General features: G+C 73.3%; 22 protein-coding genes. 15 read left to right on the top strand and 7 right to left on the bottom strand.

Going from position 1 to position 26,814, the window contains the following annotated elements:
• The first annotated feature begins 431 nt into the window (after positions 1-431).
• Positions 432-1,796 (top strand): FAD-dependent oxidoreductase, encoded by a 1,365-nt coding sequence (locus tag KY5_RS02375; RefSeq protein ID WP_098240602.1) that lies wholly within the window; start codon positions 432-434, stop codon positions 1,794-1,796.
• 75 nt (positions 1,797-1,871) lie between these two features.
• Here the strand turns inward: KY5_RS02375 and KY5_RS02370 are convergent, their stop codons facing one another.
• Positions 1,872-2,492, bottom strand: coding sequence for an L-threonylcarbamoyladenylate synthase (locus KY5_RS02370; RefSeq protein WP_098240601.1), 621 nt, complete (start codon positions 2,490-2,492; stop codon positions 1,872-1,874).
• 180 nt (positions 2,493-2,672) lie between these two features.
• Between KY5_RS02370 and KY5_RS02365 the strand changes: the two genes are divergently transcribed.
• Both KY5_RS02365 and KY5_RS02360 read left to right on the top strand, forming a co-directional pair.
• A complete protein-coding gene (locus tag KY5_RS02365) occupies positions 2,673-5,732 on the top strand; it encodes an AfsR/SARP family transcriptional regulator (RefSeq protein WP_234362584.1) in 3,060 nt (1,019 codons plus the stop codon).
• Between the two features lie 259 nt (positions 5,733-5,991).
• On the top strand, positions 5,992-6,666 hold the full coding sequence (locus KY5_RS02360; protein WP_098240600.1) for a M15 family metallopeptidase: 675 nt from the start codon (positions 5,992-5,994) through the stop codon (positions 6,664-6,666).
• Here the strand turns inward: KY5_RS02360 and KY5_RS02355 are convergent.
• Both KY5_RS02355 and KY5_RS02350 read right to left on the bottom strand, forming a co-directional pair.
• Positions 6,636-7,901, bottom strand: a complete 1,266-nt coding sequence (locus KY5_RS02355) for an MFS transporter (RefSeq protein ID WP_098247020.1) — start codon at positions 7,899-7,901, stop codon at positions 6,636-6,638. The two genes, KY5_RS02360 and KY5_RS02355, sit on opposite strands and share 31 nt — an antisense overlap.
• A gap of 116 nt (positions 7,902-8,017) precedes the next feature.
• The gene (locus tag KY5_RS02350; protein ID WP_098247019.1) at positions 8,018-8,713 is read right to left on the bottom strand and encodes a type 1 glutamine amidotransferase domain-containing protein; all 696 of its coding nucleotides are present in this window, start codon (positions 8,711-8,713) and stop codon (positions 8,018-8,020) included.
• A 173-nt stretch (positions 8,714-8,886) separates the two neighbouring features.
• Here KY5_RS02350 and KY5_RS02345 point away from each other — a divergent pair, with 173 nt between their 5' ends.
• The gene (locus KY5_RS02345) at positions 8,887-9,846 is read left to right on the top strand and encodes a DNA-binding protein (protein WP_234362583.1); all 960 of its coding nucleotides are present in this window, start codon (positions 8,887-8,889) and stop codon (positions 9,844-9,846) included.
• Here KY5_RS02345 and KY5_RS02340 read toward each other — a convergent pair.
• On the bottom strand, positions 9,809-10,387 hold the full coding sequence (locus tag KY5_RS02340; protein WP_098240598.1) for a TetR/AcrR family transcriptional regulator: 579 nt from the start codon (positions 10,385-10,387) through the stop codon (positions 9,809-9,811). The two genes, KY5_RS02345 and KY5_RS02340, sit on opposite strands and share 38 nt — an antisense overlap.
• Before the next feature lie 330 nt (positions 10,388-10,717).
• On the opposite strand from KY5_RS02340, the gene KY5_RS02335 reads away from it, so the two are divergent.
• From KY5_RS02335 to KY5_RS02320, 4 genes are read left to right on the top strand one after another with little or no spacing between them, the layout of a single operon-like run.
• Entirely contained in the window at positions 10,718-11,260 is a 543-nt protein-coding gene (locus KY5_RS02335; protein ID WP_098240597.1) for a (2Fe-2S)-binding protein, read from the top strand.
• Positions 11,257-12,249 (top strand): FAD binding domain-containing protein, encoded by a 993-nt coding sequence (locus KY5_RS02330; RefSeq protein WP_098240596.1) that lies wholly within the window; start codon positions 11,257-11,259, stop codon positions 12,247-12,249. The genes KY5_RS02335 and KY5_RS02330 overlap by 4 nt, the downstream gene beginning before the upstream one ends.
• Positions 12,246-14,387: a xanthine dehydrogenase family protein molybdopterin-binding subunit gene (locus KY5_RS02325; protein WP_098240595.1), complete on the top strand. Its 2,142-nt coding sequence runs from the start codon at positions 12,246-12,248 to the stop codon at positions 14,385-14,387. Before KY5_RS02330 ends, KY5_RS02325 begins: the two co-directional genes overlap by 4 nt.
• 13 nt (positions 14,388-14,400) lie before the next feature.
• On the top strand, positions 14,401-15,552 hold the full coding sequence (locus tag KY5_RS02320) for an XdhC family protein (protein WP_098240594.1): 1,152 nt from the start codon (positions 14,401-14,403) through the stop codon (positions 15,550-15,552).
• On the opposite strand, the gene KY5_RS02315 is transcribed toward KY5_RS02320, so the two are convergent.
• Positions 15,501-17,603, bottom strand: a complete 2,103-nt coding sequence (locus tag KY5_RS02315) for an ATP-binding protein (RefSeq protein ID WP_159072465.1) — start codon at positions 17,601-17,603, stop codon at positions 15,501-15,503. The genes KY5_RS02320 and KY5_RS02315 overlap by 52 nt on opposite strands.
• Positions 17,604-17,737: 134 nt before the next feature.
• On the opposite strand from KY5_RS02315, the gene KY5_RS02310 reads away from it, so the two are divergent.
• From KY5_RS02310 to KY5_RS02295, 4 genes are all read left to right on the top strand, one after another.
• Positions 17,738-18,640, top strand: coding sequence for an MEDS domain-containing protein (locus KY5_RS02310; protein ID WP_098240592.1), 903 nt, complete (start codon positions 17,738-17,740; stop codon positions 18,638-18,640).
• On the top strand, positions 18,637-19,599 hold the full coding sequence (locus KY5_RS02305) for a sensor histidine kinase (RefSeq protein ID WP_098240591.1): 963 nt from the start codon (positions 18,637-18,639) through the stop codon (positions 19,597-19,599). Before KY5_RS02310 ends, KY5_RS02305 begins: the two co-directional genes overlap by 4 nt.
• Positions 19,600-19,690: 91 nt before the next feature.
• Positions 19,691-20,866, top strand: coding sequence for a serine hydrolase domain-containing protein (locus KY5_RS02300; protein WP_098240590.1), 1,176 nt, complete (start codon positions 19,691-19,693; stop codon positions 20,864-20,866).
• Positions 20,863-22,086, top strand: a complete 1,224-nt coding sequence (locus tag KY5_RS02295; protein WP_234362582.1) for a carboxylesterase family protein — start codon at positions 20,863-20,865, stop codon at positions 22,084-22,086. The genes KY5_RS02300 and KY5_RS02295 overlap by 4 nt, the downstream gene beginning before the upstream one ends.
• 42 nt (positions 22,087-22,128) lie before the next feature.
• Here the strand turns inward: KY5_RS02295 and KY5_RS02290 are convergent, their stop codons facing one another.
• The gene (locus KY5_RS02290) at positions 22,129-23,535 is read right to left on the bottom strand and encodes a VWA domain-containing protein (RefSeq protein ID WP_098240589.1); all 1,407 of its coding nucleotides are present in this window, start codon (positions 23,533-23,535) and stop codon (positions 22,129-22,131) included.
• On the bottom strand, positions 23,532-24,401 hold the full coding sequence (locus KY5_RS02285) for an AAA family ATPase (protein WP_098240588.1): 870 nt from the start codon (positions 24,399-24,401) through the stop codon (positions 23,532-23,534). The genes KY5_RS02290 and KY5_RS02285 overlap by 4 nt, the downstream gene beginning before the upstream one ends.
• Positions 24,402-24,575: 174 nt before the next feature.
• Here KY5_RS02285 and KY5_RS02280 point away from each other — a divergent pair, with 174 nt between their 5' ends.
• The 3 genes from KY5_RS02280 (at position 24,576) to KY5_RS02270 (ending at position 26,787) form a co-directional block, all read left to right on the top strand.
• Positions 24,576-25,073, top strand: a complete 498-nt coding sequence (locus tag KY5_RS02280; protein ID WP_098240587.1) for a winged helix-turn-helix transcriptional regulator — start codon at positions 24,576-24,578, stop codon at positions 25,071-25,073.
• Positions 25,074-25,186: 113 nt separating this feature from the next.
• Entirely contained in the window at positions 25,187-25,732 is a 546-nt protein-coding gene (locus tag KY5_RS02275; RefSeq protein WP_098240586.1) for an SRPBCC family protein, read from the top strand.
• Positions 25,732-26,787 carry an LLM class flavin-dependent oxidoreductase gene (locus tag KY5_RS02270; protein ID WP_098240585.1) on the top strand — a complete coding sequence of 352 codons (1,056 nt, stop codon included), beginning with the start codon at positions 25,732-25,734 and terminating at the stop codon, positions 26,785-26,787. The genes KY5_RS02275 and KY5_RS02270 overlap by 1 nt, the downstream gene beginning before the upstream one ends.
• Positions 26,788-26,814: the final 27 nt, after the last annotated feature.

Genomic DNA, 26,814 nt, shown 5'->3' with positions numbered 1-26,814 from the left:
CCTTCCTTTTCGAGGGCGGGGTGGCTCTGAAATCCGCGACGGAAGTTGACGTGCGCAGCGTCACGTGAAGCACGGTTGAGATCTCCTTCTTGTTGCTTCATTGCGGCAAGGGATCAGTGTTTCCTCGGTGACTCCCGACGTGCATGACATGAATACACGGGTAAACAGCCAGCGTCAGCCCCGCGAGCGTGCCCTCATCCGGCACCTGCATAAACCGTCCACGCCCGCGAGTGCGGGGACGGATACGGCAGCGGGGGAGGTCAGCGCCCGTCGGGGACCCCGTGGCGACAGCGTGGTGCCGGGTCATAAGTGCGGCTTATGGGGTCATAGATCGGACCCGCCTACTGACTTAGGCTTGCCTTAGTTTAGGCTTCCCGCTGAGTACCGCCGCTACGAGACGCGTACCGCCACCGCTCGAAGGGAACCTGAACATGCCTCGCCCTCTGCGGGTAGCCATTGTCGGAGCCGGCCCCGCCGGGATCTACGCCGCCGACGCGCTGCTCAAATCCGCAGTTGCCGTCGAGCCCGGTGTCTCCATCGACCTCTTCGAGCGGATGCCCGCCCCCTTCGGTCTGATCCGCTACGGTGTCGCCCCCGACCACCCGCGCATCAAGGGCATCATCACGGCCCTGCACCAGGTCCTCGACAAGCCCCAGATCCGCCTCTTCGGCAACGTCGACTACCCGGGCGACATCAGCCTGGACGACCTGCGCGAGTTCTACGACGGAGTGATCTTCTCCACGGGCGCGACCGCCGACAGGGCGCTGGACATACCCGGCATCGACCTCGCCGGTTCGTACGGCGCCGCGGACTTCGTCTCCTGGTACGACGGACACCCCGACGTCCCGCGGACCTGGCCCCTCGACGCGGAGAAGGTCGCCGTCCTCGGCGTCGGCAACGTCGCACTCGACGTCGCGCGCATCCTCGCCAAGACCGCGGAGGAACTGCTTCCGACCGAGATCCCGGCCAACGTCCACGAGGGACTCAAGGCCAACAAGGCCCTCGAGGTGCACGTCTTCGGTCGCCGCGGCCCCGCCCAGGCCAAGTTCAGCCCGATGGAGCTCAGGGAGCTCGACCACTCCCCGAACATCGAGGTCATCGTCGACCCCGAGGACATCGACTACGACGAAGGGTCGATCGCCACCCGGCGCGGCAACAAGCAGGCGGACATGGTCGCCAAGACCCTGGAGAACTGGGCGATCCGCGACGTCGGCGACCGGCCGCACAAGCTCTTCCTGCACTTCTTCGAGTCGCCCGTCGAGATCCTCGGCGAGGACGGCGAGGTCGTCGGCCTGCGCACCGAGCGCACCGCCCTCGACGGCACCGGCAACGTGAAGGGCACCGGCGAGTTCAAGGACTGGGACCTCGGCGCCGTCTACCGCGCCGTCGGCTACCTCTCCGACGAGCTGCCCAAGCTGCCCTGGGACGTCGCCTCCGGCACGGTTCCCGACGAGGCGGGACGCGTGATCGAGGAGTCCGGCGAGCACCTCACGTCCACGTACGTCACCGGCTGGATCAGGCGCGGTCCCGTGGGCCTGATCGGCCACACCAAGGGCGACGCCAACGAGACGGTCGCCAGCCTCCTCGACGACCACGCCAACGGCCGCCTGCACACCCCCACCGCGCCCGCTCCGGAGGCCGTCGACGCCTTCCTGGGCGAGCGGAACGTCCGCTTCACCACGTGGGACGGCTGGTACCGCCTGGACGCCGCCGAGAAGGCGCTCGGCGAGCCGCAGGGCCGCGAGCGCGTGAAGATCGTCGAGCGCGCGGACATGCTCGACGCGAGCGGCGCGTAACCACACGTCCGGACCGGCACGGAGGCCGCGGCGCACCGAGTGCGCCGCGGCCTCCGTCGTCGGTCGGGGCCCCGCCTACTCGAACGGCGCGGTGTCGCCCGCGCCCCTGCGCACGATCTCGGCCTCGCCGCTGGAGAAGTCGATGACCGTCGTCGGCTCGGTGCCGCAGTCGCCCGAGTCCACGACGGCGTCCACCACGTGATCGAGCCGCTCCTTGATCTCCCAGCCCTGGGTCAGCGGCTCCTCCTCGTCCGGCAGCAGGAGTGTGCTGGACAGGAGCGGCTCGCCCAGCTCGGCGAGGAGCGCCTGGGTCACCGTGTGGTCCGGGATGCGGACGCCCACCGTCTTCTTCTTCGGGTGCAGGAGCTGGCGCGGCACTTCCTTGGTCGCGGGCAGGATGAACGTGTAGCTGCCCGGGGTCGCGGCCTTGATCGCGCGGAACACGTCGTTGTCGACGTACACGAACTGGCCCAGCTGTGCGAAGTTCTCGCAGACCAGCGTGAAGTGGTGCCGCTCGTCGAGGTTGCGGATCGAGCGGATGCGGCCCATGCCCTCGCGGTTGCCGAGCTGGCAGCCGAGCGCGAAACAGGAATCCGTCGGATAGGCGACGAGCGCGCCGGACCGGATGCTGTCCACCACGCTGCCGATGATGCGCCGCTGGGGGTTCTCGGGGTGAACGTCGAAGTACTTCGCCATCCGCCGACCCTATGCGATCAGGGCCGCCGGGGCGGGGAGCGGGGGGCGGCGCGCTGGCCGGTGGCTTGATTCCCTTTCCGGGTGCGCCAGTTGGGTCCCGGCGGACGTAACATGCCAGTCGGCCTGGGGTGGGGGCCGGGAGCGGGGGGCGGCGCGGGGCGAAGACCCATGGAGATGGGCGTGGACAGGGACACCGACTACCGCTTGCTGGGACCGGTCGAGGCGTGGCGCGCGGGACGACGCCTGAGCCTCGGCGGCCCCAAGCCGCGCGCGCTGCTCGCGGCGCTGCTCCTGCAGCCGGGCCGGGTGGTGTCCGCCGACACCCTGATCGACGTCATCTGGGGCGACCGGCCGCCGGACACCGCGCGCTCCCTGATCCAGTCGTACGTCTCCGCGCTGCGCCGCGCGCTGTCCGCCGACGCCATCGAGACCCGGCCGCCCGGCTATCTGATCCACGCGGACGGCTCCTTCGTCGACCGCGCCGCGTTCGAGCGCCTCACGGGCCAGGGACGGCAGGCCGCCGCCGCGGGCGATCACGCGGCGGCCGCCCGGCTGCTCGGCGCCGCGCTCGACCTGTGGCGCGGCCCCGCGCTCGGCGGGATCGGCGAGACGCTGCGCGCCATGGCCGACCAGCTGGAGGAGGCGCGCCAGGCGGCCCTGGAGGAGCGCATCGCCGCGGACCTGGCCCAGACGGGCCGCGAGACGGAACTGGTCGCCGAACTCACCGCCCTGGTCGCCACGCACCCCACGCGGGAGCGGCTGCGCGGCCAACTGATGGTCGCCCTGTACCGGTTGGGCCGCCAGGCGGACGCGCTCGCGGTGTACGCGGAGGGCCGCGACGTACTCGCCGACGAGCTGGGGATCGATCCCGGGCCCGGGCTCCAGGGGATGTACGAGGCGATCCTGCGGGCGGACGACGGGCTGCTGCCCGCACCGGAGGACGGCGCGGGCCAGGCCGCCGCCCCGGCGGCAGCCGCTCCGGCCCCCGCCCTGCTGCCGCCCGCCATCGGCGACTTCACCGGACGCGACGCACAGGTGCGGGAGATCAGCACCGCGCTGACGGGACAGCACGACACCATGCCCGTCGTCGTCCTCTCGGGCCCCGGCGGCGTGGGCAAGTCCGTGCTCGGCGTCACGGCGGCCCACCGGGTCGCCGACGCCTACCCGGACGGGCAGCTGTACGCCGAGCTGCGCGGCGCCACCGACCCCGTGACGCCCGGCGAAGTCCTCGGGAGGCTGCTGCGCGCGCTCGGCGCCGACCCGCCCGAGGGGGACGCCGAACGCAGGGACCTCTTCCGCAGCCTGGTCGCGGGGCGCCGCATGCTGCTCGTACTCGACGACGCGGGCAGCGAGTCACAGGTGCGCCCGCTGCTGCCCGGCAGTGCCACCTGCGGCGTGCTCATCACGGCGCGCTCCCGACTCGGCGGCCTGCCCTGCACCCACCGCACCGACCTCGACGTGCTGGAGACCGAGACGGGCAGCCGCCTGCTCGCCAAGGTCGCGGGGGAGTCGCGGGTGCGCGCCGAACCCGCGGCCGCCCGGCGCATCGTCGAGCTGTGCGGCGGCCTGCCGCTGGCCATCAGGATCGCCGGTGCCCGGCTCGCCACGCGCCGACACTGGACCGCGCGGACGCTCGCCGAGCGGCTCGCCGACGAACGCCGCCGCCTGGACGAACTCGCCGTCGGCGATCTGGAGGTACGGGCCGGACTCGGTCTGAGCTTCCGCTCCCTGGACACCGCGGCGCGCACCGCCCTGCAACGCATCGGGCTGCTCGCCGCGCCCGACGTCGCCGCCTGGGTGATCGCCGCGCTGCTCGACGTGTCGGAGGCCGCCGCGGACCGCGTCGTGGAGCAGCTCATCGACGCCCAACTGCTGCACTGCACCGGCGTCGACCGGGCAGGACAGCCCCGGTTCGGGCCGCACGACCTCGTACGGGTCTACGCCGCCGAACGCGCCGAGGCCGAGGACCCGCCCGCCGAACGCGCCGCCGCCATCGGCCGGGCCCTCGGCGCCGGGCTCTGGCTGACCGGCCGCGTCGCGTCCGCCACCCCCTCCGGCGCGGTCGAGCTGCACCGCGGCTTCCTGGACTCCAGCGGCCCCGTGAGCGCGGCCTCCGCCGCGCTGCGCGACCTCGTGCGCCCCGTCGGGCCCGAGGCCACCCGGCGGGCCCTCGCCGACCCCGCCGCCTGGTTCGAGGCGGAGGCCGACGCCTTCGCCGCCGCTGTGGAGCGCGCGGCCGCCTACGACCTGCACACCCTGGCCTGCGAGGCCGCGGCCGCCCTGTGCTCGTCCGCGTACGCCGTCGGCAACCGCTTCGAGGCGTGGTGGCGCAGTCACGACGCCGCCCTGGCCGCCGCACGCCGTGCCGAGGACCGCTCCGGCGAGGCCCTGCTGCTCATCGGCCTCGGCCAGCTCCGCTACGAACAGGACCGCTTCGCCGAGTCGCAGGCGTACTTCCGCCTCGCCGCGCGCCTGTGCACCGAACTCGGCGACACGCGCGGCAGGGCCGCCGCCCTCGCCGGTCTCGGCAGCGCCCTGCGCGAGGCGGGCGGCCTGCGCGCCGCGCTCGACGCGCTGACGCGGGCGGTCGACGACTTCCGCGCGCTCGGCGACGACCCGGGCCTCGGCCTCTCCTGCCGCTTCGCGGGCACCGTCCACCTCGAACTCGGCGAGCACGAGGCGGCGTTCACCCTCCTCGACGAGTCCCTGCGGGCCTACCGAAGCCTCGGCAGCCGTCGCGGCGAGGCGCTCACGCTCCGCTCGATCGGCCTGGTGCACCGGGCACTCGGCGCGTACGCGGAGGCGGAGGAGTTCTCCGACCGCGCGGTGCGGCTCCTGAGCGCCATCGGGGACCCGCTGATGGCGGCGTACGCGATCCAGGCGCGGGCCAAGTGCCGCTTCCGCCTCGGGCGTTGGGACATGGCGGCCGCCGATCTGCGGTCCGTCCTGGAGACCTGTCGCGCCCATCACGACCGCTTCGGCGAGGCGCTCGCCCTGCGCACCCTCGGCGAGTGCGAGCTGGCGGCGGGCCGCCTCGAAAGCGCCGAGCGGCACCTGTCCGATGCCGCCGCCCGCTGGTCGGCCCTGGAACTGCCGCTGCCCCGCGCCCGCACCCTGCGCGACCTCGCCGCCACCCGGGAGGCGGCGGGGGATGCGGTGGGGGCCCGGGCGCTGCGCGCGGAGGCGCGGCAGGTCTTCACCGCGTACGAAGCACGAGAACGGGACGAACCGGACGGCTGACCCGCTTGGTGCGGATTTGCAGAGAACTTGCAGCGGCCCCCGGCATGCTCAGGGAGTCGGCGGCGCCAACAGGCCGACAGCAACGGGGGACATCACGGGGGATAGGCCACTGTTGCCTCGCACGGCCCATACGACCGAGTCAGTCGGCCGTATGGGCCGTACTTCGCGTGGAGCCACTGCAAAGAAGGGGGACTCCGGGGGCGGGCGGCAGCCCGCCCCCGGAGCTGTGCCCGTCACTCCTGTCCCGAAGGAGCCGAGCTTGCCGCCGATCATCCTCATGAACGACCCCAGAGTCGTCGACATCCCGGTCCACGAGTGCGGCGAGCCCCTCGTCGACCTGCGCCAACTGCCGTTCGTGGACGTCGACGAACGGCTCGCCGACCAGGCCGGGGCCTACGCGCAACTGCGCGAGGGCGTGGCCTGGCGCCTCGCCCGCGCCGCCCGGCTGCTCCCCGAGGGGCTGCGGCTCCTGGTCACCGAGGGCTATCGGCCGCTGTCCTTGCAGATCAAGTACTTCGAGGACTACGCGGCCGAACTCAGATGCGCCCATCCGCACTGGTCGGACGAGCATCTGCACATGCAGACGAGCCGCTCCCTGTCGCCGCCCGAAGTGGGCCCGCACGTCGCGGGTGCCGCCGTCGACGTCACCCTGTGCACCGTGGCGGGCACCGAACTCGACCTGGGCACCCCGGTGAACGCCAGCCCCGAGGAGAGCGACGGCGGCTGTTACACGGACGCCGACGGCGTCTCCACCGCCGCCCGCCGCAACCGCCGCACCCTCTCGGCGGCCCTCGCCATGGCGGGCCTGGTCAACTACCCCACGGAGTGGTGGCACTGGTCGTACGGCGACCGCTACTGGGCCTACGCGACCAGCTCCCCCACCGCCCGGTACGGACCGATGACCTACGGCGCCTTGGCCAACGGGTCGGTGTAGCGGTCGCCGGTCCGCGGCGTGTGTTCCTTGCGGGGGAGCAGCAAGGGCGAGGCGAGGAGCAGGGCACCGGCGACCGCGATCGCCGTACGGGGCCCGGTGAGGGCGGCGAGCAGACCCCACAGGGCCGTCATGGCGGCGGTGGTCAGCTTGCCGGTGACCGACCAGGCGGTCAGGGTGCGGGCGACCCGGTCCTTCGGGGTCTGTTCGAGGCGCTGGGTGGCGAGCATCGGGTTGAAGACACCCGCGCTGATGATGAGGCCGAACTCGATGCCCATGACGAGCACCAGACCGGCGACTCCGGGGCCGACGAACGCCAGACCGAGGGACCAGCACGCGCGCAGCGCACCGGCGACGAGCAGAACCCTGTGCCGCCCGAAGCGGGCCGCGAGGGGGCGGGCGAGCCGTGAGCCGATCAGGCCGCCGAGACACGGCACCGCGAAGGCGAGCCCGTACTGCCACGCGGCGAACCCGAGGTCGCCGAGCATGAGGACGGCGAGCAGCGGGTGGATCGCCATGATCAGGCTGTTGACCAGGAGCGAGTTGAGGAACAGCGGCCGCAGCAGCGGGTGGCCCAGGATGTACCGCCAGCCGTCGAGGAGGTCCGCCGCGCGCAGGCCGGGCGCGCCCGAGGCACGCTCGGGGCGCTCGGGGTGGGCCTCCTTTCCGCCGATCGCACGGATCCCCGCCGCCGAGAGCAGATAGCTGAGCGCGTCGGCCGTCACCGTGAGGACCGGTCCGAAGAGGCCGAGCGCGGCTCCGCCCAGCGGCGGCCCGAGCACACTGGCGGTCCACATGGTCGACTCGAACCGGCTGTTCGCGACGAGCAGGTCCTGCTGCGGCACGAGCGACTTGAGGAAGGCGCCGCTCGCCGCGTTGAACGTGATGTCGGCCGCGACGACCGTCACCGAGACGACCAGGAGCTGCGCGAAGCTGAGCAGGTCGAACGCGTACGCGAGGGGGACGCTCAGGAGCGCCGCGCACCGGATCAGGTCCATCGTGACCATCACCGGACGCTTGCGGCGGAACTCCACCCACGGGCCGAGCGGCACCGCCACCACGGCCCCCACCGCGAGCCCGGCGGCCGCGAGCAGGGACACCTGGGTGGTGCCCGCGTCGAGCACCAGGATCGCGATCAAGGGGAACGCGTCGAACGCGAGCCAGGTGCCGAACGTGCTGATCGCGAACGCCGTCCACAGCCATCCGAAGCGCCGTCCCAGTGACCGCCCTTCCCCCATGCGCAGCCACATCCCTCACCTCGCGCCCGAACCCGAAGGCGCACACATTAGCCGGGCCGCCAGGGCAGGGATCGGCCGGGCGGCTCAGGCGCGACGCGAGGGCGACCGGCCTCGGCTCAGGCCAGTTTCCGGAGCAGCTCGGCGGCGAGCGGGGCGGCGGACGCGGGGTTCTGGCCGGTGACGAGGTTGCGGTCGACGATCACGTGCGGCGCCCAGGGCTCGCCCTCCTGGAAGTCCACGCCCGCCGCGACGAGCCGGTCCTGGAGCAGCCACTTCGCCCGGTCGGCGAAGCCCGCCTGGGCCTCCTCGGCATTGGTGAACGCGGTGACGCGGTATCCGGCGAAGGGGTTGGTGCCGTCGGCCCGCGCGGCGGCGAGCAGCGCGGCAGGGGCGTGACAGACCACACCGAGCGGCTTGCCGGAATCCAGCGCGCGGGTCAGCAGGTCGCCGGACTCGGCGGAGACGGAGAGGTCCTCCATGGGGCCGTGGCCGCCGGGGTAGAAGACCGCGGCGTACTCGTCGAGGTCCACCTCGGACAGCTTCACGGGGTGCTGGAGCTCGGTGAACGCGGCGAGCCCGGCCTCGACCCGGTCGGCGCCCTCCTGGCCGCCGTTGAACTCCGGCGCGAGCGAGCCCCGGTCCAGCGTGGGCACGACACCGCCGGGCGTGGCGACGACGACCTCGTGCCCCGCCTCCTTGAACGCCTCGTAGGGGGCGACGGCCTCCTCGGCCCAGAACCCGGTGGGGTGCGCGGAACCGTCGGCCAGCGTCCAGTGGTCGGCGCCGGTCACGACGTAAAGGATCTTCGACATGGTGTTCATCTCCCAGCTCGGCTTCAGGGGGCCGGTCTCGAACCTAGGCCGCGGCGCCGGGTCCGGCCAGCGAGGGGGCTGCGGGAGACCCCACGTAGCCTCTGAGGAGCACGAGAAGCATGAGGTGCCCGAGGGCGATGTGCGGAGCAAGCACGAGAGGGAGGGAAGCGGCCTTGGCAGCCAGGAGTGAGCGGACCGGTACCTCGACGTCCTCCGTCGTCCGCGCGACCGAACACCTCCTCGCCCTCGATGCCACGCAGGGCGCGAGCGCCGCGCTGCCCGCCGTCCGCGCCGTCGTACGCGGCGTTCCCGAACTCTCCGGGGATCCCGCGCGCCTGCGCGGCCTGGACCGCGAACTGCTCGCCGCCCTGGCCGAGTTGAGCGAGGTCGTCGGCTGGATCCTCTTCGACGCGGGCCGCTACGCGGGCGCGCGCCGCGCGAACGCCCGGGCGCTCGCCGTCGCCGGACTCTGCGGCGACACCTGGACGGCCCGGCTCACCCTCCTGAACCACAGCATGCTCCAGGCCCGTACGGGCCACGCCCGGGCCGCCCTGGAGAGCGCATCGCGCGTGGCGGCCGGTCCCGGCCCCCTGCCCGCCAGGGTCGGCGCGCTCGTCCTGATCCGCACGGCGCACGCCGTGGCCCTGTTCGGCGGGGACCGCGAGCCCGTGGAGCTGATCTCGCGTGCCCGGAGCCGGTTCCTGGACGGCGTTTCGCGCCGCGACCCCGCGTGGTCCTGGTGGATCGACGAGACCGAGCTGCTCGGCCACCAAGGCTGGGTCCACGCGCGCACGCGCCGCTGGGACCCGGCCATCGATCTGCTGCGGCAGGCCGTCGCGGTGCCGGGGCCCGCCTACCGCGACCTGTTCACCGCCGAACTGCTCGGCGCCCTGGTGGGCGCCGGGGCATGGCGCGACGCCGAGGAGCTGATCGCACGGCTCGCGCCGCGTGCCGCCCGCATCGGATCCGTGCGCACGACCGAGACACTGACGGAAACGGCCGTACGGCTGCGGGGCCGCACCGGCGTCCCCACGGCGCTGCGCGACGCGGCGGTCCACCTGCTGGAACAGCTGCCCGAGCGGGCGGCCGGACCGCTCACCGCCCCGGAGCCCCCGCCCGCAGCCCGTCCATGACCAGGTCCATGAGCCAACCGGCCCGCGCCTGCCAGTCGCTGCGCGGGTCGATCTGCCACAGGCCCGCGATGGCGAGGAAGAAGTCGTCGGCGCTCACTCCGGGGCGGATGGTGCCAGCCTCCTCGTTCGCCGTGAGCAGCAGCGTGATGGCCTCGGTCACCGGGCCGTGCCCGATACCGGCCAGGCTGCCCTGCTGGCTGGTGGCCTTGCGGATCGCGTCGGCGAGGCCCGCCTTGGCCATGGCGTACTGTGCGAGGCGGCTCATCCATTCGCGCAGCGCCTGGTCCGGGGCGCGTGTGCAGAGCAACTGGGCCGCGCAGTCGGCGACTTGCTGCACCTCGTAGCGGTAGACCTCGAGGACGAGTGCCTCGCGGTGCGGGAAGTTGCGGTAGAACGTTCCCTGTCCGACGCCCGCCTTCTTCGCGATGACGCTCAGGGGGGTGTCGCACGCCTCGGTCAGCTCGACGAGGGCCACCTCCAGGATGCGCTCGCGGTTGCGCAGCGCGTCCGAGCGCAGGGGAATGTCCTTGTGGTGCCCCACTCTCGTTCTCCTCCCGGGCGGTCGGCCCGAACCGCCGAGCGGTACGCGCTGGATTTCGCTCTTGCCTAAGCGGACAACTGTCCGTTAAGTTTTGAAGCTAACGGACAGTTGTCCGTTTGAGCCCACCATAGCGGCGCCGGAGCCGCTGGGGACAGTGCAACCACCCGCTACGCACGGCGCCACCCGCTTCCGACAGAGCCACGAACTCCCAGCTCGCCGCGGATCCGACTCCCCGTTCGGCGCTCCGCCACCCCCGCTCGCCACCTCCCGCCTCCCGAACTCCCCGCCGGGACGGCCTCGTTCGACGCGATTCGCGAAAGAAGGCTGCTCATGGCTCCATCGACGACCAGTGCCGTCATCCTGAACATCAACGGCGAGAAGCACTCACTGTCCGTCGACCACCGCACCACCCTGCTCGACGCCCTGCGCGAGCGACTCGACCTCACCGGCACCAAGAAGGGCTGCGACCAGGGCCAGTGCGGCGCCTGCACCGTGCTCATCGACGGCCGGCGCACCGTCTCCTGCCTGCAACTCGCGGTCGCCGCCGACGGGCGCGAGATCACCACCATCGAGGGCGTGGCGCAGGGCGACACGCTGCACCCCGTGCAGCAGGCGTTCCTCGACCTCGACGGCTTCCAGTGCGGCTACTGCACGCCGGGGCAGATCTGTTCGGCCCTCGGGGTGATCGCGGAGCACGCGGCGGGCTGGCCGAGTGCCGCCACCGACGACGTGCGCCCCGAGGCGGGCGTGCCCGAGCTCACCGCGGAGGAGATCCGTGAGCGGATGAGCGGAAACCTCTGCCGCTGCGGCGCCTACGTGTCGATCGTGCAGGCCGTGGCGCGGGCCGCGAAGAACGAGGAGGGCGTGGCATGAGGGAATTCGGATACGAGAGGGCCCACGACGTGCCCGGCGCGGTCGCGCTGCTCGGCGCCGATCCTGAGGCCCGCCCCCTGGGCGGCGGCACCAACCTCGTCGACCTGATGAAGTCCGGCGTGGAGCGTCCGGGCTTCCTGGTCGACGTGCGCGAACTGCCCCTGGACCACATCGAGTCGACGCCGGAGGGCGGGTTGCGCATCGGCGCGACCGTCACCAACAGCGACCTCGCGGCCCACCCCGAAGTGCGGCGCCGCTACCCGGCGCTCGCGCAGGCGGTCCTCGCGGGGGCGTCGGGACAGTTGCGCAACATGGCGACGGTCGGCGGGAACCTGCTGCAACGCACCCGCTGCGGCTACTTCACCGACCTGTCCAAGCCGTGCAACAAGCGCACCCCCGGCAGCGGTTGCTCCGCGATCGAGGGCGAGCACCACAACCACGCCATCCTCGGCGCCACCGACCACTGCGTGGCGATCCACCCCTCGGACATGGGCGTGGCACTCGCGGCCTTCGACGCCGTCGTCACCTACGAGACCGTGGACGGGCCGGGCGAACTGCCGCTCGCCGACTTCTACCTGCCGGTCGGCGACACCCCGCACCTGGAGACCGCGCTGCCGCCCGGCGCGCTGATCACCGGCGTCGTCCTGCCGCCCGTGCCCTTCGCGACCGTCTCGCGCTACCGCAAGGTGCGCGAGCGCGCCTCGTACGCGTTCGCCATCGGCTCGATCGCCGCCGCCGTCGACGTCGAGGACGGCGTCGTACGCGAGGCCCGCATCGCCTTCGGGGCGGTCGCCTCGCGGCCGTGGCGGGCCCGCGCGGCCGAACGGGCGCTGACCGGCGGCCCGGTGAGCGCCGAGGCGTTCGCCGCCGCCGCGGACGCGGAACTGGCCGCCGCGCGGCCGCTGCCCCACAACGGCTACAAGGTGACGCTGCTGCGCAACCTCGTCGTGGCCGTGCTCACCGAACTGACCGAGGAGGCCGCCCGATGACCACGACCACCGGAGTGCCCACGGCGACCAGGTCCGTCGGCACCGCGCACACCCGGCGGGAAGGCGTGGCCAAGGTCACCGGAGAGGCCCGCTACGCCGGAGAGGTGCCGCACGCCGAGCTCGCCCACGGCTGGGTGGTCCTCTCCACCGTCGCGCGCGGGCGCGTCCTGGCCGTCGAGGACGGTCCCGTACGGCGGATGCCCGGAGTGATCGAGGTCCTGCACCACGAGAACGCGCCGCGGCTCCAGGAGGGCTTCGCGGGGACGCTCGGGCCCGACGCGACCGCGCTGATGCTCCAGCACGACCGGGTGCCGTACGCCGGGTGGCCGGTGGCGGTCGTCGTGGCGGAGACCTCCGAGCAGGCGAGGGAGGCGGCGGAGGCGCTCGTCGTCCGCTACGAGACCGAGTCGCACGACGTCGGATTCTCCGCCGAGCACCCCGACCGCTACACGCCGGAGTCGACGATGGTCGGCCCCGCGACCTCGGAGAAGGGGGACGTCGAGAGCGAACTCGCCGCCTCCGCCGTGGTCGTGGACGAGCGGTACACCACTCCCGAACAGCACCACAACGCGATGGAGCCGCACGCGGCCATGGCGCGCTGGGACAACGGACGCCTCGAGGTCGTCGACTCCTCCCAGGGCACGTTCGTGACGGCGAGCGACCTCGCGAAGCTCTTCTCCCTCGACCCGGCCTCGGTGCGCGTGCGCGCCGAACACGTCGGCGGGGCGTTCGGCGCCAAGGGGCAGATGCGCGCGCATCTCGTGCTCGCCGTGATGGCGACGACCGTGATAGGGCGCCCTGTCAGGATCGCGCTGACACGCCGTCAGGTCTTCTCGCTGATCGGCCACCGCAGCCCCACGGCCCAGCGGGTCAGGCTCGGCGCGGATGCCGAGGGGCGCCTGCGCGTCCTCGACCACGTCTCCCTCTCGCGCACGTCCCGCCTCGACGAGTTCATCGAGGCGGGCGCCAACTTCGGGCGCTCGATGTACGACGCGGACGCGCACCGCACCGTCAACAGCGTGGTGCCGCTCGACGTGCCGACGCCCACGTTCATGCGTGCGCCCGGCGAGACGCCGGGATCGTTCGCGCTGGAGTCCGCGGTCGACGAACTCGCCCACAAGTGCGGGCTCGACCCGATCGAGCTGCGGGTCCGCAACGAACCGGTGGTCGGACCCGTCACGGGCCTGCCCGTCGAGGCCCGCGGCCTGCTGCCGTGCTTCGAGGAGGGCGCACGCCGGTTCGGCTGGGCGGGGCGCGACCCGCGCCCTGGTGTCCGCCGCGAAGGCCGCTGGCTGCTCGGGACCGGCACCGCGGGGGCGGGGTTCTTCGTCGGCGCCTTCCCCTCGCAGGCGGCCATCACCGCCGAGCCCGACGGCACCTTCAGCGTGCGGATCGCCGCGTCCGACGTTGGCACCGGCGCGCGGACGGCGCTCACCCAGGTGGCCGCCGACGCCCTGGAGGTCGAGACGGACCGGGTCAGGGTGCGGATCGGCGACAGCGACTTCGGCAACGCCTGGCTCGGCGGCGGCTCCATGGGCACCCGCTCCTGGGCCTGGGCGGTCATCGTCGCGGCGCGCGAGCTGCGCGAGATCCTGGTGCCCGGGGCGGAGGTCCCCGCCGAGGGGATCACGGTCCGCTCGGACACCACGGACCAGGTCGCGTCGGTGGCCGCGCGCGAACACCACTCGCACGGCGCGCAGTTCGCCGAGGTCGCCGTGGACGTCGGTACCGGTGAGGTGCGCGTGCGGCGGATGCTCGGGATCTTCTCGGCGGGCCGGATCGTCAACCCGCTGACCGCGCGCAGCCAGTTCGTCGGCGGCATGATCGGCGGCCTGTCCATGGCCCTGCACGAGGAGGCGATCAGGGACCGCGCCTCGGGCGCCCTGGCCAACCCCGACTTCGCGGGCTACCACTTCGCCGCGCACGCCGACGTGCCGGAGATCGAGGCGGACTGGGTGGACGTTCCCGACCCGAACGACCCCGTCGGCATCAAGGGCATCGGCGAGATCGGCATCGTGGGCGCCGCCGCGGCGATCGCCAACGCGGTCTGGCACGCGACGGGCGTACGTCACCGGGCCCTGCCGATCCGGCCCGACCGTGTCCTGCTGGCGGGCCGGGGAGCGGGGGAGAGCGGATGAGGAGGCGAGCCACGTGCTCGACATCGCCGAGGAGCTGACCCGCTGGATCGACGAGGGCAGGGACTTCGCCGTCGCCACCGTCGTCTCCGTCGGCGGCAGCGCACCGCGGGGCATCGGCGCCGCGCTCGCCGTCGACGGCGGGGGCACGGTCATCGGATCGGTCTCCGGCGGCTGCGTGGAAGGGGCGGTGTACGAGCTGTGCGTGCAGGCCCTGCTCGACGGCGAGGCCGTCGTCGAGCGGTTCGGCTACAGCGACGAGGACGCCTTCGCCGTCGGTTTGACCTGCGGCGGTGAGATCGAGGTCCTGGTCGATCCGGTGCGGGCCGACGCACCGGACAGGGCGGTGTTCGCCACCGCCCTGGCGGCCGCCGCCCGGGGCGGGGTGACCGCCCTGGCCCGGGTGTTCAGGGGGCCTGCCGAGCTGCTCGGCAGGCCGCTCCTGGTCGGCGGCGACGGGACGTACGAGGGAAGTCTCGGCGGACACCCGGACCTCGACCGTTCGGCGGCGGGGGAGAGTCGCGCGCTCCTCGCGGCGGGCCGCACCGGCGAGTTCGCCGTCTCGGCGAGCGGCTCGCGCTGCGACAGCGCCCTGACGGTCCTCGTCGAGTCGAGCGTGCCGCCGCCCCGGATGATCGTGTTCGGCGCGGTGGACTTCGCGGCGGCCCTCGTCCGTACGGGGAAGTTCCTCGGCTACCGCGTCACGGTGTGCGACGCCCGGCCCGTCTTCGCGACGCGGGCCCGTTTCCCCGAGGCGGACGAGGTCGTCGTCGAGTGGCCGGACCGCTATCTGCGCGGCACCGACACCGACAGCCGCACGGTCCTGTGCGTCCTCACGCACGACGCCAAGTTCGACGTGCCGCTCCTCGTGGAGGCGCTGCGGCTGCCCGTCGCCTTCGTCGGCGCGATGGGTTCGCGCCGTACGCACGAGGACCGGGGCCGCAAGCTGCGCGAGGCCGGTGTCACCCCGGACGAGCTGGCCAGGCTGCGCTCCCCGATCGGCCTCGACCTCGGGGCCCGTACGCCGGAGGAGACGGCCCTGTCGATCGCCGCCGAGATCATCGCGGCGCGGCAGGGCGGCTCGGGCCTGCCGCTCACCGGCTCGGGGACGCCGATTCACCACGACGTGCCGGGCGGCTGGTCGGCGCGGACGAGCGCGATGGCCTGATCGATGGTCAGCTCCCGCCCTTCGGCAAGGAGTTGACGGCATCGGGTCTCGCCGATGAGGTCCCCGAGCCGCCGCTCGTGGTGGTCGCGGAAGCCGGTGGAGGTGGCGCGGCCGAGCTCGGGGAGCCCGGCCGCGTGCCACAGCCGCGCGCTCGCGCCGAGGAGCCGCGCGGCCCGTTCGGACCTGCCCCGGCCCGCCTCGGCGGCGCTGAGCAGGTCCATGGCGGCGGCGGTGCCGAGCCGGTCGTGGACGCGCCACTTGGCGGTGAGCGCCTCGCGGGCGTGGGCGGCCGCGGCCTCCGCGTCGCCCTGCCCGAGCCGGGCGAGCGCGAGGAAGTAGTCGCCCCAGGCCCGCATCCACAGCTCGCCGCACTTGTCGCACTCGGCCCGCAGCCGCCCCGCGACGGCGGCCACCCGCTCGAACGCGCCCTGGGCGGCGAGCAGATACGCCTGGACGGCGAGCGCGGTGAGGCGGAAGAACACCGCGCCCCCGCCGCCCGTCGGTGCCTGACCCGACGGGCCGTGCAGGACGGCCGAGCGCGCGGACTCCCCGCGCACGGCGATGCTCGCGCCGCCCAGCGGCAACTGCGCGGCCACCTCCGGCAGTCCGCGCCGGGCCGCGAGGCGCGCATAGGCGGCGGCGACCTGTTCGGCCGCGTCCAGGTCGTCGGGGGTGAGGGTGATGAGCCGCTGGGCCCACAGCGCGAGGACCCGCTCGGCGCCGGTCCCCGCGCCCCGGCGCAGGGCGCGCGCCAGATAGCCCCGGCCCTCCTCGGCGTATCCGCAGGCGAACCAGAAGAACCAGAGCGTGCCCGTCAGTTCGAGCGCGCACGAGGGGTCCGGGTCGGCGAGGCACTCCTCCACGGCGAGCCGCAGATTGGCGTGTTCGGCGCGCATCCGCTCGGCCCAGTGCCGCTGCGCGGAGCCGAGCCACTCGGGCTCGCCGCGCCGGGCGAGCCACCGGTAGTAGTCGCGGTGGCGGCGCCGCACGGACTCCGTCTCGCCGAGCCCGTCCAGCCACTGGGCGCCGAAGTCCCGCAGGGTGTCGAGCATCCGGAACCGCAGCCCGGACCCGTCCGCCTCCTGAACGACGATGGACTTCTCGGTGAGGCAGGAGAGCAGCGCGAGGACGCTCTCGGTCGCCAGTGGGCCCCCGTGGCAGACGATCTCGGCCGCCTCCACGTCCCAGCCGCCCGCGAACACCGACAGCCTGGCCCACAGCAGCCGCTCCAGCGGCGTGCACAGTTCGTGACTCCAGCCGATCGCCGTCCGCAGCGTCCGGTGCCGGGCGAGCAGCGGCTCCGTACGGGCGGCGAGCAGGTCGAAGCGGGAGTCCAGGCCCTCCAGTAAACGGTTGAGGGGCACGCCGCGCATGCGGACGGCGGCCAGCTCGATGGCGAGCGGGATGCCGTCGAGACGGGCGCAGATGGCGGCGATCTGCGCCCGGTTGGCGCGGGTCACCTTGAACTCGGGCACCGCCGCGCTCGCCCTGGCCGTGAACAGCTCCACCGCCGGGCTGTCGGCGCCGTCCGCGCCGGTCGGCTCCAGGGGCAGCGGGCCCAGCGCGAGCACCTGCTCACCGGGCACGGCGAGCGGCTGCCTGCTGGTGGTCAGGATCCGCAACTCGGGCACCCGCGCGAGCAACTCCGACACCAGCCGCGCACAGGGCTGAAGGACGTGCTCGCAGGTGTCGAGCACCAGCAGCACAGCGGCGCCCGTCAACTGCTCGACCAGCACGTCCCTCAAAGGGCGTACGGTCTGATCGGGGTGCCGCAACGCCTCCACGACGGCGTGGGTCAGGAGTGCCGCGTCGGTGAGCGGGGAGAGCTCCACCAGCCAGGCGCCGCCCGGAAAACCGCCCTGCGCCTCGTGGGCGGCGCGCAGCGCGAGACGGGACTTGCCCACCCCGCCGGGTCCGGTCAGGGTCACGAGCCGGGCGCTCCCCAACAGAGCGGCGATGCGCGCGAGTTCGGCGCCGCGCCCGATGAACACGTTCACTTCCGTCGGAAGATTGCCGCTCCGGGCGTGGTCCTCGCGCACTGAGGCCGCCATGCTCCCCCTAGATCCGCATGTGACGCGGATCACCATAGCCCGTTCCGGCGGGGCCTTCGGATGCGTACGGTGTAGTCGTCCAGCGACGTCGGGCAGCGGCGTGGCACGTGGCGTACGCAGAGAGGTGCGTGAGGATGGACACCGCTCCCGCCTTGCTGGTCGTGGGGGAGATGCGGCCCGGAGACCATCTGCTCCTCGGCTACGCGACGGACGAGGAACGCGAGACGGTGCTCGCCGCCTTCCTCCTCGACGGGCTCGCCAACGGGCATCGCGGACTGCTCCTCACCGCCTCCGACGCGCCGCCCGGTGAACTCCTCGGCTTCCTGCGGCGCGAGGGCTGCGACGTGTCCGAGGAACTGGCCGCGTGCAGGCTGAAGGTGAACGCGCGGCTCGGTGCGCCCGGTGGCCTGTGGGACCTGGACGAACTGGTGCGCCGCGAGGCGGAACAGGCGGTGGCCGACGGCTACCTGGGACTCCGGGTCGCCCTCGAAGTGCCGAGGGGCCAGGGCGAGGGCGCCGCGCCCAAGGGGCTGTGCGACACCGAGCGGCTCCTCGACCCCGTCTTCCAGTCGCTGCCCGTGCTCGGACTCTGCCAGTACGACCAGCGCGCCTACGACCGGCACGAACTGGCCTCGCTCGGCGCCCTGCACCACGGCAGGGCGATCGCCGACCACATCTGGCAGGACGAACTCCTGCGCATCACCCGGACGTTCACGCCGCCCGGACTCGCGCTGCGCGGCGAGGTGGACGACAGCAACGTCACGGCGGTGGCCCGCGCCCTGCGCGGCGAGGCCGAGCGGGCCGCCGACCGGCGGGACGCACCCCACCGCACCCGGCTCGACCTGCGCGACCTGACGTTCATCGACGTGTGCGCGCTGCGCCTGCTCGTCTTCACGGGCCTCGGCCTGTACGCGATGGGCGGCGGCCTCCTCCTGGACGGCGTCGCGCCGCACGTGCGCCGGGTCATGCGGGTCACGGGCTGGGACCGCGTCCCCGGTCTCGACATGGGCGGCGACGGGGAGAGCGAGGACTCATGACGTGCACCGGCTTCGTCCATCAGGCGCTGTGCTACGCATCGGACGAGGAATTCCTCGCCGGGACGGTGGACTTCGTCCGCGCGGGCCTGGCGGCGGACGACGCGGTCCTCGCCGTCGTCGCCCGGCACAACGTGGGTCTACTCCGGGACGCGCTGGGCGGCGCGGAGAAGGAGGTCGACTACGTGGACGCCGTCGACTGGTACGGCTTCCCGGCACGCACCCTCGGCCGCTACCACGACTACTGCACCGAGCACGCCCGAGGCGGCGCCCGGGGCGTCCGCGTCATCGGCGAACCGGTGTGGGCGGGGCGCACCCCCTTCGAGACGCGGGAGTGGATCCGCTACGAGTCCCTGGTGAACGTGGCGTTCGCGGAATCCGGGCACCGGATCCTGTGCCCGTACGACACCCGTGTGCTCCCCGCCGACGTGCTGGCCGGTGTCCGGCGCACCCACCCGGAGCTCGCGCTCGGCTCCGGCGGCCTCCGGTCGAGCGGCCGGTACACGGAACCCGCGGAGTTCGTCGCCGAGTGCGACGGGCTGGGCACGGAGCCCGCGGCCCCGGCGGGTTCCGTGCGGGAAGTCGGCTTCAGGAGGGGCGAGTCGGTGGCCGCGCGCCTCGCCGCCGCCGAGTTCGCGCGCCGGGGCGGCCTCGACCGGGAGCGCGCGAGGGACATGGCGGCCGCCGTGCACGAAGTGACGGTCAACGCCGTGCGGTTCGGCGGCGGGGGCGGAGTCCTTCGGCTGTGGCAGGACGCCGACTGGGTGGTCTGCGAGGTCGCCGACCACGGCGGCGGAGCGAGGGCCGCGCCCGTCGAGGACGCGGGCTTCCTCGGCCACGTGCCACCGGACCCCTACGCCGCTACGGGCCACGGTTTGTGGGTCGTACGGCAGTTGAGCGACCTGGTCACCGAGCGGATCCGCACGCGGGGGTCGGTCGTGCGGCTGTACTTCCGCCGTTGAGCTTCCGCGCTCCGGGCGGGGGGGGGATCCCCCGGCTGATCGTGGGGCAGGCCGGATCGTGCCCGGGCAGGGGGAAAACTAGCGTGCGGCCATGACTCGGACAGCACACAAGTGCCTCGCCCTGGCACTCGGCATCGCCACGCTCGTCACGGCGGGTGCCACCGCCGCCGCCCAGCCCGCGGGAGTCTCGCCCGCGAAGCGGTTGCGCCAGGACGTCGAGGCGATCCACGCCCTCGGTGTCAGCGGTGTACAGGCACGCGTCATCGCTCCTGACGGCAGAGGGACCGTCGCCACCAGCGGCACTGCCGACCTGACGACCGGCCGCCCGGTCCGTTCCGACGGCTACTTCCGCATGGCCAGCACGGCCAAGACCCTCGTCGCCACCGTGACCCTCCAACTGGAGGCCGAGGGCGCTCTGTCCCTGGACGACACCGTCGAGCACTGGCTGCCGGGCACGGTGCGGGGCAAGGGCAACGACGGCCGCCGGATCACCGTCCGCCAACTGCTCCAGCACACCAGCGGCATCCACGACGACCTGCCCGGATACACCACGCCGGAGGAGTACTACGAGCAGCGCGACGACGTCCACCGCCCCGGGGAACTGGTCGCCCGCGCCATGGAACACGCGCCGGACTTCCGGCCGGGCAAGGGCTGGGCGTACTCCAACACCGGCTACGTCCTGCTCCAGATGATCATCCAGAAGGCCACGGGCCACCCCGCCCACGAGGAGATCCAGAACCGCGTCCTGCGGCCGCTCGGCCTCGAAGGGACCCGGTGGGTGGGCCTCTCGCCCACGCTGCCCCGGCCGCACGCCAGGGCCTACCAGTTCTTCGGCCCCGGCTCCCGGGTGGACGTCACACGCCAGGTTCCGATGGACCAGGAGATCCTGGCGTGGGTCACGACCACCCAGGACGAGAACGACTTCTTCCGCGCGTTGCTCGGGGGCCGCCTGCTCCCGCCGCGCCACCTGGCCGAGATGAAGCAGACCGTCCCGGTGAACGAGGAGTTCCAGAAGCCGTGGCCCGGCGGCCGCTACGGGCTCGGCCTCGCCGAACGCCCCCTGAGCTGCGGAGGAACCTACTGGAGTCACGAGGGTGGTGACGGCGGCTACGTCACGCTCAACGGCGTCACCGAGGACGGCCGGCGCAGCGCCGTGGTCTCCATGTCCGAGGCCCGCGGCGACACCATGGAGCACATACTGGAACAGGAGGAAGCGGCGAGCGCCCTGATCGACCGAGCACTGTGCGCCGGAGGTGCACCCGCATGACCGAACTGATCCGCACCGAACTGATCCGCACCGGTCCGATCCGGTACGCCACGGCGGAGCGCTTCGCCAGGCCAGGGCCGGTGGCGGCGGACGAAAGCCGCCCGTCGAGCGGTCAGATCAGCCCCCAACTGCCCTCCCGGCTCGACGCGGTGATGGGCCCGCCGCGCGACGACCACCCGCAGGGGGAGGACTGCCTGAACCTGTCGGTCACCACACCGGCGCGGGACGCCGGGGCCAGACCGGTGCTCGTGTGGTTCCACGGGGGCGGGTTCAGCAGCGGGGCGGGGCTCCTGGACTGGTACGACGGCGGGGCCCTCGCCGCCGAGGGCGACGTGGTCGTCGTCACCGTGAACTACCGGCTCGGCGCGCTCGGATACCTCTGCCTGGACGGCGTCAGTGAGGGGAATCTCGGCCTGTACGACCAGGTGGAGGCGTTGCGCTGGGTGAGCGCGCACATCGGCGCGTACGGCGGGGATCCCGGCAACGTCACCGTCCTCGGCCAGTCCGCGGGAGGCATCTCCGTCCGGCTCCTGATGGACCTGCCGGAGGTCCGTGGCCTGTTCCGCAGGGCCGTTCTGCAGAGCGCCCCGCTCGCGTTCACCGCACGCCCCCGGGAGGACTCCCTCGCCGTCGGCCGCGACTTCGCCGAGGCCCTCGGGGTTGATCCGCGCGAGGCAGGGATCCCCGAGCTGCTCGCCGCGCAGCGCGAGACCGCCCTGGCCAACCTCCGGCGCACCGGACGGCCGATGGAGCCCGCGTTCCTCCCGGTCGCGGGGAGCGATCCCCCGGTCGGGCCGGACACGGCCTTCGAGGAGAACGTGCGCGGCCTCGACGTCCTCTACGGCTGGAACGCCGACGACATGACGGCCTTCCCCAGCGAGGGCGACGACACGGCCGGGCTGACCCGCCGTGCCTACGACGAGCCGCTCGCCCGCTTCGGAGCGCGCCTGGCACGGGCCGGTGCCACGGTCCACGCCTACCGCCTCGACTGGCGCCCCGCCGGATCTCCCTTCGGCGCCACGCACTGCCTCGAACTGCCGCTGCTCTTCGGGACCCGCGAGGCCTGGCGCGGATCACCCATGCTCGGCGACGCGTCCTGGGAGGAGACGGAGGCCCTGGGCAAGGCGACCCGCGCCGCCTGGCTCACCTTCGCGCGCACGGGCGACCCCGGGCCCACGTCCGCGCCCCTGGTGAGCGGACCGGGCCCGGACGTGACGTAGGCAGGGGCCCCGCACGGAGCCCCGGCTCAGCCGCACGCCTCCTCAGACCGGCAGCAACCGCGCGATCAACCCGCTCAGTTGCACCGCGTTACGGCACTCGTGCATCTCGACCAGTTCCGCGTACGCGTCCGCCGCCGAGTCGCCGGTCGACCACTGGCCGCGCTGCTCGGGGTTGAGCCAGTACACCCGGCGGGCCCGCTCGGCGATCTGGCGAAGCGCGGGGAGGTTCGGGTCGCTCATGTTCGTGCGGGCGTCGCCGAGGACGAACACCGTGGAGCGCGGGCCGACCGCCTCCAGGTAGCGCTCCGCGAACTCGCCGAGCGAGGTGCCGTAGTCGCTGCTGCCGTGCCAGCCCGTGACCGTGGCCTCGCCCAGGATGCGGCCGCCCAGGCCCGCAGGGTCCGCCCCGCCGTGCGAGAGCAGCCCCGTCACCTCGTCGACGCGGTTGACGAACGCGAACACGCGGACCTTGCTGAACTGGTCGTGCAGCGCCTGGACCAGGAGCATCGTGAAGTTGGCGAAGCCCGCGACCGACCCCGACACGTCGCAGAGCAGCACCAGCTCCGGGCGCGCGGGCCTGCGCCGCCGCAGCACGGGCCGCATCGGCACGCCGCCGGTGGAGAGCGAGCCGCGCAGCGTGCGGCGCAGGTCGATGCTGCCGTGCGCGGCACGCCGGCGCCGCGCGGCGAGCCGGGTGGCCAGCTTGCGGGCCAACGGGTGCACCGCCCTGCGGAGTTCGTCCAGGTGGGCCCGGCCCGCGAGGAGGAAGTCGACCCGCTCCGCGGAGGGTGCCACGGCACGGCGTGCGATCTCCTCGGTGCCGCGCCGCTCGGCGACCCTGCGCCGCGCCTCGGTGCGGACGCGCTCGCGGAACCCCTCGATGCGCCGCCGGATCTCGTCGGCCTCCAGCCGCTCCGTGAACGCGCCGCCCTGCGCGGCGGACCCCGCGCGGATGGCGGCCAGGACACGGGCGAGCAGCGTCTCGGGCCGCAGCCGGTCGAGCGTCTGGTGCGAGGACCAGCCGTCCGACCCCGGCGACGAGCCGTACCCGCCGAAGCCGTCCACCGCCTCCACGGCGAGCTGCCCGATCAGTGCCTGGTCGTCGGCGGCGAGCGCGTCGGCGATGCGGTCGCGCAGCTCGTCCCTGTCGGCGCCGCGCCCGGCCGCCTCGCGATGCGTGTCGGAGCCGTCGGGCCCGCCGACACCGAGCGGGAAGTACAGATCGAAGACCGGGTCGAAGACCGCCCGCTGGCTCTCCTGGTGCAGCAGCGCGGCGGCGAGGCCCTCGCGCACCCGCTCCCGGTCGTCGAGGCCGAGCGCCGCGAGGGCGGCCGCGGCGTCGACGGTCTCACCGGTGCCGACGCGGATGCCGTGCGAGCGCAGGGCACGCGCAAGCCCGGTGACCCGGTCGGTGAGCTGGTCGACGACCCGGTCGGGGCGCGCCGTCACACGGCGTCCAGATCCAGCTTGGCGCTCGCTTTGAGCACGTCGTCCTGGTGCTTGAGCACGACACCGAGGCTGTCGCGTACGACGGTCTCGTCGAGGGTGTCGGCGCCGAGCGCGAGCAGCGTCCGCGCCCAGTCGATGGTCTCGGCGACCGAGGGCACCTTGCGCAGGTCCATCGCGCGCAGCGCGCCGACGACACGCACCACCGACGCGGCGAGCGCCTCGTCGAGCCCCGGCACCTTGAGCCGTACGATGCGGCGCTCCAACTCCTCGTCGGGGAAGCCGATGTGCAGGAAGAGACAGCGGCGGCGCAGCGCCTCGGAGAGTTCGCGGCTCGCGTTGGAGGTCAGGACGACGAAGGGGCGGCGCTCCGCGCTGATGGTGCCGAGTTCGGGAACGGTCACCTGGAAGTCACTGAGCACTTCGAGCAGCAGGCCCTCGACCTCGACGTCCGCCTTGTCGGTCTCGTCGATCAGGAGCACCTTCGGCTCCGCGCCGCGGATCGCGCTCAGGAGCGGGCGCGAGAGCAGGAACTCCTCGCTGAAGATGTCCGTGCGCGTCTCGTCCCAGGACTCGTCGCGGCCCGCGGTGATGCGCAGGAGCTGTTTGGCGTGGTTCCACTCGTAGAGCGCGCGCGACTCGTCGACGCCCTCGTAGCACTGGAGCCGCACCAGCCGCGCGTCCGCCACCTGTGCGACGGCCTTGGCCAGTTCGGTCTTGCCCACGCCCGCGGGGCCCTCGACGAGCAGCGGCTTGCCGAGCCGGTCGGCGAGGAACACAGTGGTGGCGACGGCGGGCGAGGCCAGGTACCCGGTCTCGGCGAGTCGGGCCGCGACGTCGTCGACGGACGTGAAGTACCCGGTCGTCATGGGCGAGTTCTCCTGGTTCCTCGGGCTCCTGCGGCACTCGTACCCGATCAGTTCCGGGCGCGCCCCACAACACCCGGGCGCCGTTTGCGTCGAACGTCACGTGCCCGGGCCGCGGCGCCGGGCCCGGCGTCCGGACTGCTGGGTCTCATGGTGAGACCTTCGTATGCTGAGGGCATGAGGCGTACTTCCTTCGCGAACTGGCCGTGCTCCATCGCCCGCACGATGGACCTGCTCGGCGACTGGTGGACGCCCCTGGTCCTGCGGGAGGCGTTCTACGGCATCAAGCGGTTCGACGTGTTCCAGCAGGAGCTGGGGATCGCCAGGAACACCCTGACCGACCGGCTGCGCCGCCTGGTCGACGAGGGACTCCTGGAGAAGCGGCCCTACCAGCGGGACCCCGTGCGCTACGACTACGTGCTCACGGAGAAGGGCCGGGACTTCTTCGGCGTCCTCGCGGCCATGAACAGCTGGGGCGACCGCTGGCTGAGCGGTGACGAGGGCGCACCCGTCGTCTTCCACCACGACAGCTGCGGCCACGAGAGCTCCGCCGAAGTCGTGTGCGCGCACTGCAAGGAGCCGATGACGGCCGCGAACACACGGCCGCGCCTGGGCCCCGGCTACCCGCCCCGCCTCGCCGAACGCCCCGACGTCCAGGCGCGGTTCGGCGCCTGATCCCGCCCCTTCCGGTCGTCTCCGCCGTCCGTACGGCTGCTTCGCTGACCCTTGACGAGTGAGTTCATCTACGCAACTCTCAAGGTCAGCGACCTTATGGAGGGCAGTCGACGATGGAGTGGACGGGTGCGCGGTATGCGGACGGGGCGACGGTCGAGGTGCGCGGGCGGATCGCCGCCTCACCGGAACGGGTGTGGGAACTGGTCTCCGACATCGGCCTGATGCCCGCGCTGAGTGCGGAGCTGCGGTCGGTCGCGTGGCTGGACGGGGCATCGGGTCCCGTGCGCGGAGCCCGGTTCACCGGCCGGAGCAGCCACCCGTCCCTCGGGGAGTGGGAGACCACGTCGTACGTCGTGGAGTGCGCGGCACCACGGGTGTTCGCCTGGGCGGTGTCCGACCCCGAACGGCCCAGCGCCACGTGGCGGTTCACCCTCGCGGCGGGCGAGGACGGCGGCACCGAGCTGACGCAGTGGATGCGGCTTGGCCCCGGCCGTTCCGGGCTGTCCCACGCGATCGACCGGATGCCGGAGAAGGAGCAGAAGATCGTGTTCGTGCGGCTGCGGGAGTTCGAGCGGAGCATGACGGCCACGGTCGACGCGATCAAGCATCTGGCCGAGGGGACGGCGACGCTGCCGACTCGGCAGGGGGAGGGCGCCTGATGCGTACGTCCACGACCGTGGAGGCGTCCGGCGCGAACTGGCGGGAGACCGTCGACTTCGTCACCGAGGCCGAGAAGCTCGGCATGGACATCTGCTGGGTCGCCGAGGCGTGGGGCTCCGAAGCCCCCTCCCCGCTGGGCTACTTGGCGGCCCGCACGGAGCGCCTGCTCCTCGGTTCGGGGATCATCCAGCTCGCGACCAGGAGTCCCGTCGCCATCGCCCGCGCGGCGATCACGCTGTCGCAGATCTCCGAGGGGCGCTTCCTGCTGGGCCTCGGACCGTCAGGGCCCCAGGTGATCGAGGGGCTGCACGGGGTGCCCTTCGCGCGCCCGCTGTCCCGCATGCGGGAGACCGTGGAGATCGTCCGCCGGGCGGTCGCGGGGGAGAGGATCGCCTACGAGGGGCGCGAGTTCGTGATCCCGCTGCCCGGCGGCGACGCGCGCCCCATGCGTCTGTCGATGCGCGCGGAGCACGACATCCCCGTCCATCTCGCCACGCTGTCACCGAAGATGCTCCGCCTGACCGGCGAGGTCGCGGACGGCTGGCTGGGCACCAGCTTCGTTCCGGAGGGCGCGAAGGAGGCGTACTTCGACCATCTGGACGCGGGCCTCGCGGCGGCGGGGCGGACCCGTGCCGATCTCGACGTCTGCCAGGGCGCGGAGGTGGCCTTCGCGGCCGACGAGGGCGCGCTGCGGACGATGGTCGCGGGCCGCAAGAAGGAACTCGCCTTCAGCCTGGGCGGGATGGGCTCCGCCACCACCAACTTCTACAACAGCGCCTACAGCAGGCAGGGCTGGTCGGAGGTGGCCGGGGAGGTCCGCGAGCGCTGGCAGTCGGGCGACCGCGAGGGCGCCGCCGGTCTGATCACCGACGAGATGGTCCTCGCGACCACGCTGATCGGCACCGAGGAGATGGTGCGCGCTCGGCTGCGGGTCTGGCGCGCGGCGGGCGTCGACACGGTCCGCCTCTACCCGGCGGGCGAGACCCTTGACGCGCGTCTGGCCACGCTGGGGCGGGCGATCGAGCTCGTGGGGGAGGTGGAGGCCGAGGCGTAGGGGGAGGGGCGCGAGAGGTCGACAGAA

The sequence above is a fragment of the Streptomyces formicae genome (assembly GCF_002556545.1).
In the GTDB taxonomy this organism is placed as follows: Bacteria; Actinomycetota; Actinomycetes; order Streptomycetales; family Streptomycetaceae; genus Streptomyces; species Streptomyces formicae_A.
This window is presented reverse-complemented; position numbering and strand designations above follow the sequence as displayed.